This window comes from Pseudonocardia sp. EV170527-09, assembly GCF_008369905.1.
Lineage (GTDB): Bacteria > Actinomycetota > Actinomycetes > Mycobacteriales > Pseudonocardiaceae > Pseudonocardia.
Genome location: NZ_VRMC01000003.1, coordinates 1 through 14,382, shown reverse-complemented (window position 1 = coordinate 14,382; position 14,382 = coordinate 1). Strand labels below are relative to the sequence as shown.

Here is a 14,382-nt window from a genome sequence, read left to right as displayed (position 1 = left end):
TCGTACGCACCGTGCGTACGAGGGGCCCGTTCGTGCGAGAGGGGTGTGGGCGGGGTCAGCGGGGGAGGTCCGGCTCCAGCAGCCGCTCGGCGAGGCGGCGCAGGTCGTCGTCGGTCACGCCCCAGCTGCGCAGCCGGCCCGCCGGTCCGCCGGGGTGGGCGTCGAGGTCGTCGAGCACGGCCTCCAGGGCGGCGGCGTCCACCCCGAGCAGCGCCTCGTGGTCGGGCTCGGGCTGTCCCCAGGCGCGCAGCCGGTCCCACAGGGTCGGCAGGACCTCGTTGGTGCGCAGGTAGTCCGCGACGATCGTCGCGCGCGGCACGTCCAGCACGGCCAGCAGCACCCCGACCACGATCCCGGTGCGGTCCTTGCCCGCGGCGCAGTGCACGAGGACGGGGGCGGGCGCGTCGGCGACGGTCCGCACGATCCCGGCCAGCTCGGCGCCGGCCTCCGAGGTCAGCAGCCGGTAGGCCCACTCGAGCCCGTCCTGGCCGGCGGCGGCCGTCGCGACCCGCTCCGGGGTCAGCGACGAGCCGAGCGGGACCGGCCGGACGTCGGCGACGTCGGCGAGCGGGTGCGGCTCGCGCGTCTCCGCCGCCGAGCGCAGGTCGACGACGGTCCGCGGCGGCCACGGGGAGCCGTCGGGCAGGTCGAGGGCCCGGGCGTCGTGGGGGTCGCCGGGGCGGGGGGCGTCGGACCGGTAGAGCACCCCGCGCCGTACCCGGTAGCCGTCCGTCGTGCGGAGACCGCCGAGATCACGCAGGTTCGCCGGGCGCCGGGTCGCCGCGCCGGAGAGGAATGCCGTCACCCGACCAGGGTGGGTGATCTCGCCGTGGCCGCGCCGGGGGGCGTGACCAGGGGCATCGGTGGCGTCGGTCACGCGGACCCGGCGCACGCGTCGCGCCGGGACATGGCACACTGGTCGATCGACGGCCGTAGGCGATGACGCACGGCCGCGAGCCCCGGAGGTCTGGGTTCACCGGCACATCATCTGGATCGAGATGCCGCACGCGGGCCTGGCGGGCTGGGAGCGGGCGAGAGCCGCCCGACGACACAGCGCACCCCCTGCGCACGCCATTTGAGGACCGAGTGACCATTCTGCTGGACCAGCACCCCGACCTGAACGACTCCGGAGACGAGATCACCACTTCCGCCGCCATGACGGACACCGACACCGCCGAGCTCGACACCGAGGTCGCCGCCACCCCCGATGCGACCGCCGTCGAGGAGCACATCTCCTCGGACGAGGTGGCCGAGGACGCCGGCGCCGAGCACGCGGACACCGCCGACGAGCCCGTCGACGACACCCCGGCCGGCCCGACCTTCGCCGACCTGGGCCTCGCGCCGCAGCTGCTCGACACCCTGGAGAAGCTGGGCTACGCCTCGCCGAGCCCGATCCAGGCCGCCGCGATCGGCCCGCTGATCGCCGGGCGCGACCTGCTGGGCCAGGCCGCCACCGGTACCGGCAAGACCGCCGCGTTCTCGCTGCCGATGCTGCAGCGCCTGGCCGACGGCCGCACCTCCCGCTCCCGCGGTGCCAAGCCCTTCGGCCTGGTGCTCGCCCCGACCCGTGAGCTGGCCATGCAGGTCGGCGACGCGGTCTCCAAGTACGGCGCCGCGCTCGGTGCCTCGGTCGCCTGCGTCTACGGCGGCGCGCCCATCGGCCCGCAGCTGGGCCAGCTCCGTCGCGGCGTCGACATCGTCGTCGCCACCCCGGGCCGGGCGATCGACCTGGTCAACCGCGGTGCACTCGCGCTGGACGCGATCGAGGTCGCCGTCCTGGACGAGGCCGACGAGATGCTCGACATGGGCTTCGTCGAGGACATCGAGACGATCCTCGGCGCCACGCCGCGGGGCCGTCAGACCGTGCTGTTCTCCGCGACCATGCCGGGCCGCATCCAGAGCCTGGCGCGGACCCACCTGAGCGACCCGGCCGACATCCGGATCAAGAAGGAGGCCACGCCCGAGGGCGAGGCCCCGCGGGTCCGCCAGACCGCTTACCACGTGCCGCGCAGCCACGTCACCGTCGCGCTGGGCCGGGTGCTCGAGATGGAGCAGCCGACCGCGGCGATCGTGTTCTGCCGCACCCGTGCCGACGTCGACGCCGTCACCGAGACGCTGACCGCGCGCGGGCTGCGCGCCGAGGCACTGCACGGCGGGATGGACCAGGAGCACCGCACCCGGGTCGTCGAGCGCCTGCGCGCCGGCCGCACCGAGCTGCTGGTCGCCACCGACGTCGCGGCCCGTGGTCTCGACATCGACTCGCTGACCCACGTGGTCAACCACGACGTCCCGTCGTCGCCGGAGTCCTACGTGCACCGCATCGGCCGGGTCGGCCGCGCGGGGCGCGAGGGCGTCGCGATCACCCTGGTCACCCCGGGGTCGGTGCGTCACCTGCGCAACATCGAGCGCCTCATCGGCGCGTCGGTGCCCAGCGCGCCGGTGCCCTCGCCGGAGGACCTGCGCACCGTGCGGCTCGCCCGCACTGCGCTGGCCCTGCGCGAGCAGGCCGGTCAGGACGCCGACACTCCGCCGCAGGACGGCGTGGAGCAGCTCGTCGTCGAGCTGGCCCGCGACCACGACCTCGCCTCGATCGCCGCCGCGGCGATCCGGATCGCCCGCGCCGGCAACTCGGTGCCGGACGACGAGATCGAGATCCCGCAGGTCCGCTCGCGCGGCGGCCGCGACAGCGGCTCCGGTGACCGTGGCCCGCGCCGCGACCGCGACGGTCGTCCGGGCGGTGCCCGCGGTCAGGGTGCCCGTCCGCCGAAGGCCGGTGCGACCCGCCTGTTCGTCTCGGCGGGCCGTGCCTCCGGCGTGCGCCCGCAGGACATCGTGGGTGCGCTGGCGAACGAGTCCCGGCTGTCCGGCCGCGACATCGGCGCCATCCAGATCCACGAGCGCCACTCGCTGGTCGAGGTGCCCGAGCACGCCGCGGACGACGTGCTGCGCTCGCTGCGCGGTGCGACGACGCTCAAGGGCCGCAAGGCCAACGTGCGTCGCGACCGGGACAACGCCGGCGCCCGCTAGACCCGGTACACGACAGGGGCCCCGCGCGATCCGCGCGGGGCCTCTGTCGTCGTCGGTGGGGAAGGGTCGGTGGGGACGGTCGGTGCACCTCGACCCGGTCACCGTGGCGCAGCGTGCCGAAGCACACCGGCGCGTCCTTGGTTCCGCATCGTCAGGCAGCCCGCGGACCCGGGAGTCGCGGTCGCCCCCGTGGAAGGCGATGCCGCCGGGCCTGCACCGGCGATCTGCGGGAGGATCGGCCCGTCCCGACCACCGGAGTCCGGCCGAGGAGCGCGCATGACCACCACCAGTTCCCGCAAGCCCCGCAGTCACCAGGTCACCGACGGCATCGGTGCCACCGCCGCCCGCAGCATGCTGCGGGCGGTCGGCATGCGCGACGACGACTTCGCCAAGCCCCAGATCGGCATCGCCTCGTCCTGGAACGAGATCACCCCGTGCAACCTGTCGCTGCAACGGCTCGCGACCGCGGCGAAGGAGGGCGTGCACACCGCGGGTGGCTACCCGCTGGAGTTCGGCACCATCTCGGTCTCCGACGCCATCTCCATGGGGCACCGGGGCATGCACTACTCGCTGGTGAGCCGGGAGATCATCGCCGACTCGGTGGAGACCGTCGTCGAGGCCGAGCGGCTCGACGGGACGGTGCTGCTGGCGGGCTGCGACAAGTCGCTGCCCGGGATGCTGATGGCCGCGGCCCGGCTCGACCTCGCCGGGGTGTTCGTCTACGCCGGATCGATCATGCCGGGCCGGGTCGGCGAGCGCGAGGTCAACATCGGTGACGCCTTCGAGGGCATCGGCGCCTGTGCCCGCGGCCTGATCACCCCCGACGAGCTCGACACCCTGGAACGCGCCATGTGCCCGGGGGAGGGGGCGTGCGGCGGCTTCTACACCGCGAACACGATGGCCGCGGCGGCCGAGGCGCTCGGGATGGCGCTGCCCGGCTCGGCCAGCCCGCCCGCGGTGGACCGGCGTCGCGACGGCGTCGCCCGGGCCTCCGGCGAGGCCGCGGTCGGGATGATCGCGAAGGGGCTGACCGCGCGGTCGATCCTGACCCGCGAGGCCTTCGAGAACGCGATCGCCGTCGTCATGGCCTTCGGCGGGTCCACCAACGCGGTGCTGCACCTGCTCGCCATCGCCCGCGAGGCCGAGGTGCCGCTGACCCTGGACGACTTCAACACCGTCGGCGACCGGATCCCGCACCTGGCCGACGTCAAGCCGTTCGGGCGGCACCTGATGTACGCCGTCGACCAGGTCGGGGGCGTGCCGGTGGTGATGAAGGCCCTGCTCGACGCCGGCCTGATCCACGGCGACGCCCGCACCGTCACCGGCGCCACGGTCGCGGAGAACCTCGCCGAGCTCGACCCGCCCGGCCTCGACGGCTCGGTCATCCACGACCTCGCGAACCCGATCCACCCCACCGGCGGGCTCACGATCCTGCGCGGCTCGCTCGCCCCCGACGGCGCGGTGGTCAAGTCCGCCGGGTTCGACGCCACCACCTTCACCGGCACCGCCCGCGTCTTCGACGGCGAGCAGGGCGCGCTCGACGCCGTCGACGCCGGTGAGATCGGGCCCGGCACGATCGTCCTGATCCGCTACGAGGGCCCCCGCGGCGGGCCCGGGATGCGGGAGATGCTGGCCGTCACCGGGCGGATCAAGGGCGCGGGCCTCGGCAAGGAGGTCCTGCTGGTCACCGACGGACGCTTCTCCGGGGCGACGACCGGGCTGTGCGTCGGGCACGTCGCGCCCGAGGCCGCCGACGGCGGACCGATCGCGCTCGTCCACGACGGGGACACGATCACCCTGGACATGAAGGCCCGCACGATCGACATCGGCGTCGAGCCCGCCGAGCTGGAGCGGCGTCGCGCGGGGTGGACGTGCCCCGAGCCGACGAACCGGCGCGGGGTGCTCGGCAAGTACGCGAAGCTCGTCTCCTCGGCGGCCGACGGGGCGGTCTGCGGCTGACCCGCGGGAGCACCGTCGCGACCCGGCCGACATCGCGCCGACACGGATTCGCAACATCGGTGACGGACGCTGGTCGGGATGAGCACCGATGCCGGGACCGTGAACGGCCTCTACCGGGTACGGGTGCGGCTGCCCGACGAACCGGGCGCCCTGGCCCGCCTCACCGCGGCCCTGGCCGCGGTGGACTGCAACATCCTCGCCCTGTCGGTGCACGGCCAGGACGCCCACTCCGTCGTCGACGAGCTGCTGGTGTCGGGGCCGTGCAGTGTCGGGGAGCTGTCGGTCGCGATCTGCGACGCGGTCACCGGCGGCGGGGTCATGGTGCTGCCGGCCGACCCGCACGACCTGGTCGACCCGCCGACCCGGGCGCTCGACCTGGTCGCGGCGGGCCGGACGGCGGCCGACGGCGTCGCGGCGCTGCGCGGCGCCGCATCGGTCCGCACCCCGGGCCCGGACGACCCCGGGGCCCGCGACGAGCACGACATCGAGCTGTGCGCCGCCGACGGCACCCGGATCGTCGCCCGCCGGGCAGCGCCGTTCACCGTGACCGAGGTCGCCAGGGCCGAGGCGTTCCTGCGGGCGGTCGCCACGCGCCCCGAGTCCGACCCGCGCGGCCGGCCGACCGCCTGACGGTACGACAGCCCGGCGGCACCGCCCACGCTCCCGGTCGGTCACCGCGCTCGGCGACGTGCCGACACCGGTCGGCGCCGACGGTCGCCGCGCGCGCTTGTGACCGTGTCCGCGGCGCTGCCATCCTGCGCGCAGGACATCCGAGAACTGGGCACGACCTCCACACCGCCCGCGGCGGGACGGAACGCACGGCCTCCGGCGGCGTCCTCATCATCGTGAAACACAGGTGACCCGCCGCCGCAACCCACGACGGCGATCGTCATCGGCGTGGAGGCCGGCATGGACGAGCAGCAGCAGGGGGCGCCGCGGTGCGGCGTCGGGGTGGTCGTGCCCTACGACTTCGCGCTGGACCACGAGATGTGGCGCTGGGTCCCCGAGGGGGCGACGCTGCACCTCACGCGCACCCCGTTCGTCGAGACCCCGGCCGACGACGGACAGGCCCGGCTGATCTCGGACCCGGCCATGGTGCGGACCGCGGTGCGCGAGGTCCTGACACCCGGGCCCGGCGTCGTCGCGTACTCGTGCACCTCGGGCAGCTTCGTCGACGGCGCCGCGGGGGAGCGGGCACTGCGTGCCGCGGTCCTCGACGCAGGCGCCCCGGCGGCGGTCACCACGGCCGGAGCGCTCGTCACGGCCTGCGCCGAGCTGGGCGTGACCCGGCTCGCCGTCGCCACGCCCTACGTCGACGACCTCACCGACCTGCTCGCCGGCTTCCTCGCCGAGCACGGCGTCGCCACCGTCGCCCGGCACGGCCTGGGCCTGCTCGGCGGGATCTGGCAGGTGCGCGCCGACGACGTCGCCGACGCCGTGCGCGCCGCCGACCACCCCGACGCGCAGGCGGTGTTCGTCTCCTGCACCAACCTCGCCACCTACGACGCCGTCGCCGGCCTCGAACGCGAGCTCGGCAAGCCCGTCCTCACCGCGAACCAGGTGACGGTGTGGGCCGCGCTGCGCGCGGTCGGTCGTGACGCCGTCGGACCGGGTCAGACGCTCGTCGAGGGGCGCCCCGCCGTCGCGGCGCCGTCGGAGACCCCGGTGCCGTCGGAGACCCCGGTGCCGTCGGAGACCCCGGTGCCGTCGGAGGCCCCGGCGCTGCCGGAGCCGACGGTGCTGCGGGTGGTCGGGGCACCGGAGCTGCACAAGGTCCGGGTCCGGCTGCCCGACGAGTCCGGGGCGCTGGCGCGGCTCACCGCGGCCGTCGCCGAGGTCGGCGGCAACATCCTGTCCCTGTCGGTGCACGCCCAGGACGCGGGGTCGGTGGTCGACGAGATGCTGGTCGGCGGCCCGGTCACCGCCGAGCGGCTCTCCCAGGTGATCCGGCGACGGCTGCGCGGCTCCGCCCCGGACACCGTGCGGGTCACCCCGGCCGACCCGCACGAGCTCGTCGACACCCCCACCCGGGCGCTCGACCTCGTCGCGGCGTCCCGCACCCCGGACGGGCTGCGCGAGGCCCTCGCCGCCCTGCTGCACGCCGACGACGTCGTCGCCGGCCCGGCGACCGGAACCCACGTGCTGGAGCTGACCGGCCCGGACGGCACCCCACTCGTCGCGCGCCGGGGCTGGGCGCCGTTCACCGTCACCGAGCGGGCCCGGGCCGAGGCGTTCCTGCGCGCGGGCGCTGCCGGCCCGGTCGGTGAGCTGCTCCTCGACGACGGCGACGCGCTCACCGCGACCCCGGCGACCGGCGCCGAGACCGCCGAGCTCGCGACGCTGCTGCGCACCTGCGTCGCGGGGTCGCCGGAGGCCACGACCACCTGGACCGACGCCGACCTGCGCTCGGTGCTGCTCCCACCCGGCGGGCGCTGCCTGCTGCTGCGCTCGCGGGCGGGGGACCTCGTCGCCGTCGCCGCGCGGCTCACCGCGCCGGACACCGGTGCGGAGACCGTCGTGGTGGTGCACCCGCTGCACCGCCGCCGCGGGCTGGGCCGGTGGCTGCGGCGGCGGCTCACCGCCGGCGCCCCCGTCTAGCCTGTCGGGGTGTCCGACGACCGTACGCTCGACCCCGGGAACCTGCCCGACGACTGGGACTCCTGGAAGGACCGCGTCGACCTCACCGACTACGACCGGAAGTGGGCGGCGATGGCCGCGGCGGGGGAGAACCCGCACGGCGAGGCCGACCTGGTCACCGCGCTGTGCGGCGACGGCCCCGTCCTCGACGGCGGCTGCGGCACCGGCCGCGTCGCGATCGAGCTGGACCGGCGCGGGATCGCCGTCACCGGCGTCGACCCCGACCCGGACATGATCGCCGCGGCCCGGGCGAAGGCGCCCGCGCTGCGCTGGGTCGCCACCGGCCTGGAGCACCTCGACCTTCCGGACCGGTTCGCGCTGGTGGTGCTCGCGGGCAACGTGATCCCGTACGCGACCGACCGTGCCGGGGTGGTCGCCGGGTGCGCGGCACACCTGCGCAGCGGCGGGCTGCTGCTCGCCGGGTTCGCGACGCAGCCGGGCTGGCCGACCCCCGACGACCACGACGCGTGGTGCGCCGCCGCCGGACTCGTGCCGGTCGCGCGCTGGGCCACCTGGGACCGCGTGCCGTGGTCGGGGGGCGACTACGTCGTCGCGCTGCACCGCCGCGCCTGACCCGCGGCCGCCCGGCCGGCCCCGCTCAGCCGGGGACCCGGGCGAGGATCTCGCCGTGCGGGATCACCAGCCAGCCGTCCGGGTGCGCGGCCCACTCCCGCCACGCCGCCGAGATGTCCGCCAGCTCGGACTCCTCGGCCAGCCCGCGGTCGACGGCCATCCGGCCGATCCCGGTGTGGATGCGGTCGGCCCACATCCCGCCCCAGGCGGTGCGGGCCTGCGGGGTCGCGTGGCACCAGACCGACGCCGACGGTGTCACCTCGGTGAACCCGGCCGCGTGCGCCCAGCCGAGCAGCCGCCGTCCGGCGTCGGGCTCGGCGTCGTTGCCGCGGGCGACGGCCCGGTACAGCTCCAACCAGCGGTCCAGACGCGGGTCGTGCGGCCACCAGTGGAACCCGGCGTAGTCGGCGTCGCGGGCGGCGACCAGTCCGCCGGGGCGGGCGACCCGGCCCATCTCCCGCAGCACCGCGACCGGGTCGGACACGTGCTGGAGCACCTGGTGGGCGTGCACGACGTCCCAGGTGTCGTCCGGGTCGGACAGGGCGTAGCCGTCGTCGACGGCGAACTCCACGTCCAGGCCGCGGGCGGCGGCACCGGCGCGGGCCTGCTCCAGGGGGCCGGGCACCACCTCGACGCCGCGCACCCGGCCGGGCGCGACCCGCTCGGCGAGGTCGGCGGTGATGCTGCCGGGGCCGCAGCCGACATCCAGCAGGCTGGTGCCGGGCGCGAGCCGGTCCAGCAGGTAGGCACACGAGTCCTGCGCGGTACGGGCCGCGTGCGACCGGACGACGACGCCCGGATGACCGTGGGTGTAGGTGTCGCGGGGCACGGGGGTCAGCCCTGGCACGCCGTCAGCCGGCCCGGCGCTCGGCCGGCGTCCTGTTCGGCCGGGCCGGCCGCTCGGTCCGGCACCCGGCGGATCCGGATCGGCCCCTTCGCCGTCGACGGGTCCACGACCCGGCCGGACTGGAGGATCTCCACCCGCCCGGCGTCGACGAGACGGCGCGCGGCCGCCCGCGCCGGTTCCATGAGGTCGCGCCAGTCGCCGGGGTCGACGGCGCGGGCCGCCTCGGACGGGCAGATCGTCGCCCCGCTCCTGCGCCGGTCGAGGAGCCCGGTGATCGCCGACTCCAGCTCGGTGTCGACCGGACGGCCCTTCCGCCGGTGCCAGCCCCGGGGGCGGTCGCGGACCTGGTCCCCGTCGTCGGCCCCCGTCGTCTTCTCCACGACCGCCATGGTCGTCGCGCTCGCGGCGCTCCGCTCGCCGAGCGTCGTCGGGCGTCGGGTTCGCGGAGCGGGGCGCGGGTGGGCCGTCGGACCGGGGCCTCAGCTGCGGGCGAGCACGGCCGCGTCGAGGGCCTCGCGCATGGCGGCCTCCGGACCGGGGCACCCGGTCATGAGCTCGACCTGCGCGACAGCCTGCTGCAGCAGCATCTCCAGCCCCGAGACGATCCGCGCGCCGGCCGCCGCCGCGCCGCCCGCGACGACCGTCGGCCACGGCGCGTAGACCGCGTCGAGCAGCACGGTCCCCGGCCGCCAGCGGGCGCCGGCCAGGGCGTCGGCCGCCCCCGCCGGGAGCGTGGAGACGACCGCGTCGGCGCCCTCGAGCAGCCGCGCCGCGGCGGGCGGGTCGGTCAGCACCGCGTGCACCGTCACCTCGGTGCCGAGCCGCTCGGCGGTCCCGCGCAGCGCGGAGGCCCGCCCGGCGTCGCGGACCAGCACGTCGACGGCGTCGACCTCCATGTCGTGCAGCGCGGCGACGGCGGCCTGCGCGGTCCCGCCCGCCCCGAGCACGACGGCGCGTCCGCCGCCGGCACCCGCGGCGCGCAGCGAGCGCGCGATCCCGGTGACGTCGGTGTTGTGCGCCGTCGCGCCGGTGCCCTCGAAGACCAGGGTGTTGCCGGCACCGATCGCGGCCGCCCCCGGCGCGACGTGGTCGGCGACGTCGAGCAGTACCCGCTTGAGCGGCATCGTCAGCGACAGCCCCGCCCACTCCGGGCCGAGCCCGGCGACGAACCCGGCCAGGCCCGCCTCGTCGACCTCGTACCGGTCGTAGTGCCAGCCGGTCAGCCCGAGTGCGGTGTAGGCGGCGTTGTGCAGCGCGGGGGACAGCGAATGGGCGATCGGGGAACCCAGGACGGCGGCGCGGCGGACGGGGGACGTGCTCATCCGGGCAGTATCCCGCGGTGGCTCAGACCGCCCGCGACGGCTCCCGCTGCGCGGCCGCCACGGTCCGCCGGGTCCGCGCCCAACTCCACCAGCCGTGCACGACCAGCCCGGCGAACACGACGTAGACCGCGGCGGAGAACCACAGCCCCGAGGCCAGCTGCAACGGCACGCCGACGGCGTCGACCAGCAGCCAGATCACCCAGAACTCGACGAACCGCAGAGCCTGGGCGAGGAACGCGACCGCGGTGCCGACGAAGATCGCGGCGTCCGGCCAGGGCGCCCAGCTGGCGTCGAGCGCGTCGAGGACCAGCGCCATGGCGACGGTGCCGCCGACGAGCAGCCCGGCCAGCCCGAGCCGCTGGGCGGTGCTCGCCTGGCGCACGGCGAGGCCGTAGACCGGGTCGCGCCTGCGCAGCCACGCGACGAGCCCGAACACCGAGATGGCCAGCACGATGACCTGCCGGAACGCGAGCCCGCCCAGGTGCGCCGAGGCGTAGACGGTGAACAGCAGCACGCAGGCCGCCATCTGCACCGGCCAGGTCGCGAGGCTGCGCCGGCGCGCCAGGAAGACCACGGCGATGGCGCCGATCTGTCCGACGAGCTCGGCCCACGACACGAACTGCCCGAACGCGGTCAGCCCGTGGTGCAGCAGGAGGTCCACGACGGTCCCCTTCCCGGAGCGCGGCGGGCACGCCCCGTGACAGCACACAACGACGGCGCCGTCCCCGCCCATCCCCACCCGGGCCGGTGTGAGCGGACCCACACCTCCCTCGGTCGAGCGGGTCTCCCCGTCCGACCCCACGGCGACGACGCTCCGCCACCGGGTGGGAGGCTGCACCGTGTGGGTGGTTCGGAACGCACGGTCCTGGTCCTGGGTGGTCGCAGCGAGATCGGGCTGGAGGTCGCCGAACGGCTCGCCGCCGGGGACACCGACACGGTCGTGCTGGCCGCGCGCCGCCCCGACGAGCTGACCACCGAGGCGGCCCGGGTGCGGGGCGCGGGCGCCGCGGTGGACACCGTCGCCTTCGACGCCGACGACCTCGCCTGCCACCGCCCGCTGCTCGACGAGGTGACCGCCCGGCACGGGCGGATCGACGTCGCCGTCGTCGCGTTCGGGATCCTCGGCGACCAGGCCCGCGCCGAGACCGACGCCGCGCACGCCGCCGCGATCGTGCACACCGACTACCTCGCCCAGGTCCACCTGCTCACCGAGCTGGCCCAGGTGCTGCGCGCGCAGGGGAGCGGGACGCTGGTCGTCTACTCCTCGGTCGCCGGGGTCCGGGTGCGGCGCGCCAACTACGTCTACGGCAGCGCCAAGGCCGGGCTCGACGGGTTCGCCTCCGGCCTGGCCGACGCGTTGCACGGCACCGGGGTGCGGCTGGTGCTGATCCGCCCGGGGTTCGTCGTCGGCCGGATGACCGAGGGCATGAGCCCGGCGCCGCTGTCGTCGACGCCCGCGCAGGTCGCCGACGCCACGGTGCGCGCGGTCCGGCGCGGGCGGGGCAACGCCGACGTCTGGGTGCCCGGCACGCTGCGGCTGCTGTTCCTCGGGCTGCGGCTGCTGCCCCGCGCCGTCTGGCGGCGGATGCCCCGTTAGCGACACGATCTACAGGTGAATGGTGTCCCGCGATCTGCGTGTGGCACTTCCCCTGGAGTGGCCTGGCTCATATCGTCGCGTGCGCATCCCGTTGGACGACGACGTCTGAGGAGAACCACCGTGGGACACACCCGTGGAGCAATCGTCCGGAGTGCTCCGGGCAAGTACGAGGTCGTCGACCTCGAACTCGACGAGCCGCGCGCCGGTGAGATCGAGGTGAAGATGGTCGCGTCGGGCCTGTGCCACTCCGACGACCACATCGCCACCGGTGACATCCCGGTCGGCACCTACCCGTTCGCCGGCGGCCACGAGGGCTCCGGCATCGTCACCCGCGCCGGGGCGAACAAGAAGGGCCTCAAGGAGGGCGACCACGTCGTCTTCTCGTTCCTGCCGTCCTGCGGGCACTGTCGCTGGTGCGCCAGCGGCATGCAGAACCTGTGCGACCTCGGCGCGGGGCTGCTCGCCGGCACCCGCTGGGAGGAGAACACCACCCGCCTGCGGCTCGCCGACGACGGCACCCCGGTCGGCCAGATGTGCGGCATCTCGACCTTCTGCGAGACCACGCAGGTCTCGGAGGACTCGTGCGTGAAGGTCCCCGACGACATCCCGCTGGAGGTCGCCTGCCTGGTCGGCTGCGGCGTCGGCACCGGCTGGGGCTCCGCGGTCAACGCCGGCGGCGTGCAGCCGGGCCACACCACGATCGTCATGGGCATCGGCGGCATCGGCATCAACGCGGTCCAGGGGGCCTCGCACGCCGGCGCGGCGAACATCATCGCCGTCGACCCGGTCGCGCTGAAGCGGGAGAAGGCCCAGGAGCTCGGCGCCACGCACGCGGTGGAGACGATGGAGGAGGCCACCGAGATCGCGAAGCAGTTCACCAACGGTCAGGGCGCCGACCAGACCGTCGTGACCGTCGGCGTCGTGAAGCCCGACCACATCGGGCAGGCGATGGCCTCGATCCGCAAGGCGGGCACCGTCGTCGTCACCGCGCTGGGGGACATCAACTCGACCGAGCCGCTGCCGGTGTCGCTGGCCGACGTCACCCTGTTCCAGAAGCGCATCCAGGGTGCGATGTTCGGGATGTCCAACCCGAACTGGGACATCCTGCGGCAGCTGGAGCTCTACCGGGCCGGCGCGCTGAAGCTCGACGAGCTGGTCACCACCACCTACACCCTGGACCAGGTCGCCACCGCCTACGAGGACATGCACGCCGGTAAGAACATCCGCGGCGTCATCCGCTACTGATGGGGGCATGACGTTCGTCCTCGACGGCCACAACGACCTCCCCTGGGCCCTGCGCGAGCTGTCCGGGGGTGACCCGGCCGCCGAGCCGGACATCGCCGCCGGCGACCGACGGCTGCACACCGACCTGCCCCGGCTGCGTGCCGGGCGGGTCGGTGCGCAGTTCTGGTCGGTGTACGTGCCGGGGGAGCTGGGCCACGACGAGGCGGTGACCGCCGTCCTCGACCAGGTCGACCGGGTGCGACGGCTGCTCGCCGCCCACCCGGACGCCCTGGCGTTCGCCGACACCGCCGACGACGTCGACGCCGTCGTCGGATCCGGGCGGGTCGCGTCCCTGATGGGGGCCGAGGGCGGGCACTGCATCGCCGACTCGCTCGCCGTGCTGCGGGTCCTGCGCGGGCTCGGGGTCCGCTACCTCACCCTGACCCACAACCTGAACAACAACTGGGCCGACTCGGCCACCGACACGCCCCGCCACGACGGGCTCTCACCGTTCGGCCGCGAGGTCGTCGCCGAGATGAACCGCATCGGCATGATCGTCGACCTGTCGCACGTCGCGCCGTCGACGATGCACCAGGCCCTCGCCGTCACCACCCGGCCGGTGCTGTTCACCCACTCCGGCGCCCGCGCGGTCACCGACCACCCGCGCAACGTGCCCGCGGACGTGCTGGAGGCGCTGCCCGGCAACGGTGGCGTGGTCATGGCGACGTTCGTGCCCCGCTTCGTCTCCGCCGCGGTCACCGGCTGGGACACCCAGCTGCGCGAGGCCATGGCCGCGGCAGGTGTCGACCACCGCGACCTCGGCGCCCGCGACCGGTTCGTCGCGACCTGGGACGGGCCGCCCGCGCCGCGCGCGACCCTCGCCGACGTCGTCGCCCACGTCGAGCACCTCCGCGAGGCCGTCGGGATCGACCACGTCGGCATCGGCGGCGACTTCGACGGGACCTCCGAGCTCCCCGACGAGCTCTCCGACGTCTCCACCTACCCGCGGCTGCTCGACGCGCTCGCCGAGCGCGGATGGAGCGCCGACGACCTGGCCAAGCTCGCGCACCGCAACGCCCTGCGGGGGCCTGTGCAACGAACGGTGGTTCCGGCCCGACACGCCGGACCTCAGCGTCCGGCGGGATGGGCACTGTGAGTGATGACATCAGACCCTATGGGCTCTGCTGAGAACGAGA

At 75.4% G+C, this 14,382-nt stretch carries 13 protein-coding genes; 8 read left to right on the top strand and 5 right to left on the bottom strand.

The window, feature by feature from the left end:
* Window positions 1-55: 55 nt before the first annotated feature.
* Window positions 56-805, bottom strand: a complete 750-nt coding sequence (locus tag FVA95_RS01365; protein WP_161992157.1) for a tyrosine-protein phosphatase — start codon at window positions 803-805, stop codon at window positions 56-58.
* Between the two features lie 350 nt (window positions 806-1,155).
* On the opposite strand from FVA95_RS01365, the gene FVA95_RS01360 reads away from it, so the two are divergent.
* From FVA95_RS01360 to FVA95_RS01340, 5 genes are all read left to right on the top strand, one after another.
* Window positions 1,156-3,027, top strand: a complete 1,872-nt coding sequence (locus FVA95_RS01360) for a DEAD/DEAH box helicase (RefSeq protein WP_149662635.1) — start codon at window positions 1,156-1,158, stop codon at window positions 3,025-3,027.
* Between the two features lie 276 nt (window positions 3,028-3,303).
* Entirely contained in the window at window positions 3,304-4,986 is a 1,683-nt protein-coding gene (gene ilvD / locus FVA95_RS01355) for a dihydroxy-acid dehydratase (protein WP_149662577.1), read from the top strand.
* A 78-nt stretch (window positions 4,987-5,064) separates the two neighbouring features.
* Window positions 5,065-5,616, top strand: a complete 552-nt coding sequence (locus FVA95_RS01350) for an ACT domain-containing protein (protein WP_149662576.1) — start codon at window positions 5,065-5,067, stop codon at window positions 5,614-5,616.
* Between the two features lie 267 nt (window positions 5,617-5,883).
* Window positions 5,884-7,584 carry an ACT domain-containing protein gene (locus tag FVA95_RS33775; RefSeq protein ID WP_161992156.1) on the top strand — a complete coding sequence of 567 codons (1,701 nt, stop codon included), beginning with the start codon at window positions 5,884-5,886 and terminating at the stop codon, window positions 7,582-7,584.
* A 9-nt stretch (window positions 7,585-7,593) separates the two neighbouring features.
* Window positions 7,594-8,196, top strand: coding sequence for a bifunctional 2-polyprenyl-6-hydroxyphenol methylase/3-demethylubiquinol 3-O-methyltransferase UbiG (locus FVA95_RS01340; protein ID WP_240051191.1), 603 nt, complete (start codon window positions 7,594-7,596; stop codon window positions 8,194-8,196).
* Window positions 8,197-8,221: 25 nt separating this feature from the next.
* On the opposite strand, the gene FVA95_RS01335 is transcribed toward FVA95_RS01340, so the two are convergent.
* The 4 genes from FVA95_RS01335 to FVA95_RS01320 form a co-directional block, all read right to left on the bottom strand.
* Window positions 8,222-9,025 carry a methyltransferase domain-containing protein gene (locus FVA95_RS01335; RefSeq protein ID WP_149662574.1) on the bottom strand — a complete coding sequence of 268 codons (804 nt, stop codon included), beginning with the start codon at window positions 9,023-9,025 and terminating at the stop codon, window positions 8,222-8,224.
* A gap of 5 nt (window positions 9,026-9,030) precedes the next feature.
* Window positions 9,031-9,423, bottom strand: coding sequence for a DUF3253 domain-containing protein (locus FVA95_RS01330; RefSeq protein WP_240051190.1), 393 nt, complete (start codon window positions 9,421-9,423; stop codon window positions 9,031-9,033).
* A 99-nt stretch (window positions 9,424-9,522) separates the two neighbouring features.
* The gene (locus FVA95_RS01325; RefSeq protein WP_149662572.1) at window positions 9,523-10,365 is read right to left on the bottom strand and encodes a shikimate dehydrogenase; all 843 of its coding nucleotides are present in this window, start codon (window positions 10,363-10,365) and stop codon (window positions 9,523-9,525) included.
* A 22-nt stretch (window positions 10,366-10,387) separates the two neighbouring features.
* On the bottom strand, window positions 10,388-11,026 hold the full coding sequence (locus FVA95_RS01320; protein WP_149662571.1) for a nicotinamide mononucleotide transporter family protein: 639 nt from the start codon (window positions 11,024-11,026) through the stop codon (window positions 10,388-10,390).
* A 180-nt stretch (window positions 11,027-11,206) separates the two neighbouring features.
* Here FVA95_RS01320 and FVA95_RS01315 point away from each other — a divergent pair, with 180 nt between their 5' ends.
* The 3 genes from FVA95_RS01315 (at window position 11,207) to FVA95_RS01305 (ending at window position 14,342) form a co-directional block, all read left to right on the top strand.
* On the top strand, window positions 11,207-11,962 hold the full coding sequence (locus FVA95_RS01315; RefSeq protein WP_149662570.1) for an SDR family NAD(P)-dependent oxidoreductase: 756 nt from the start codon (window positions 11,207-11,209) through the stop codon (window positions 11,960-11,962).
* A 120-nt stretch (window positions 11,963-12,082) separates the two neighbouring features.
* Entirely contained in the window at window positions 12,083-13,207 is a 1,125-nt protein-coding gene (locus FVA95_RS01310; RefSeq protein WP_149662569.1) for an NDMA-dependent alcohol dehydrogenase, read from the top strand.
* Window positions 13,208-13,214: 7 nt separating this feature from the next.
* A complete protein-coding gene (locus FVA95_RS01305) occupies window positions 13,215-14,342 on the top strand; it encodes a dipeptidase (RefSeq protein ID WP_149662568.1) in 1,128 nt (375 codons plus the stop codon).
* Window positions 14,343-14,382: the final 40 nt, after the last annotated feature.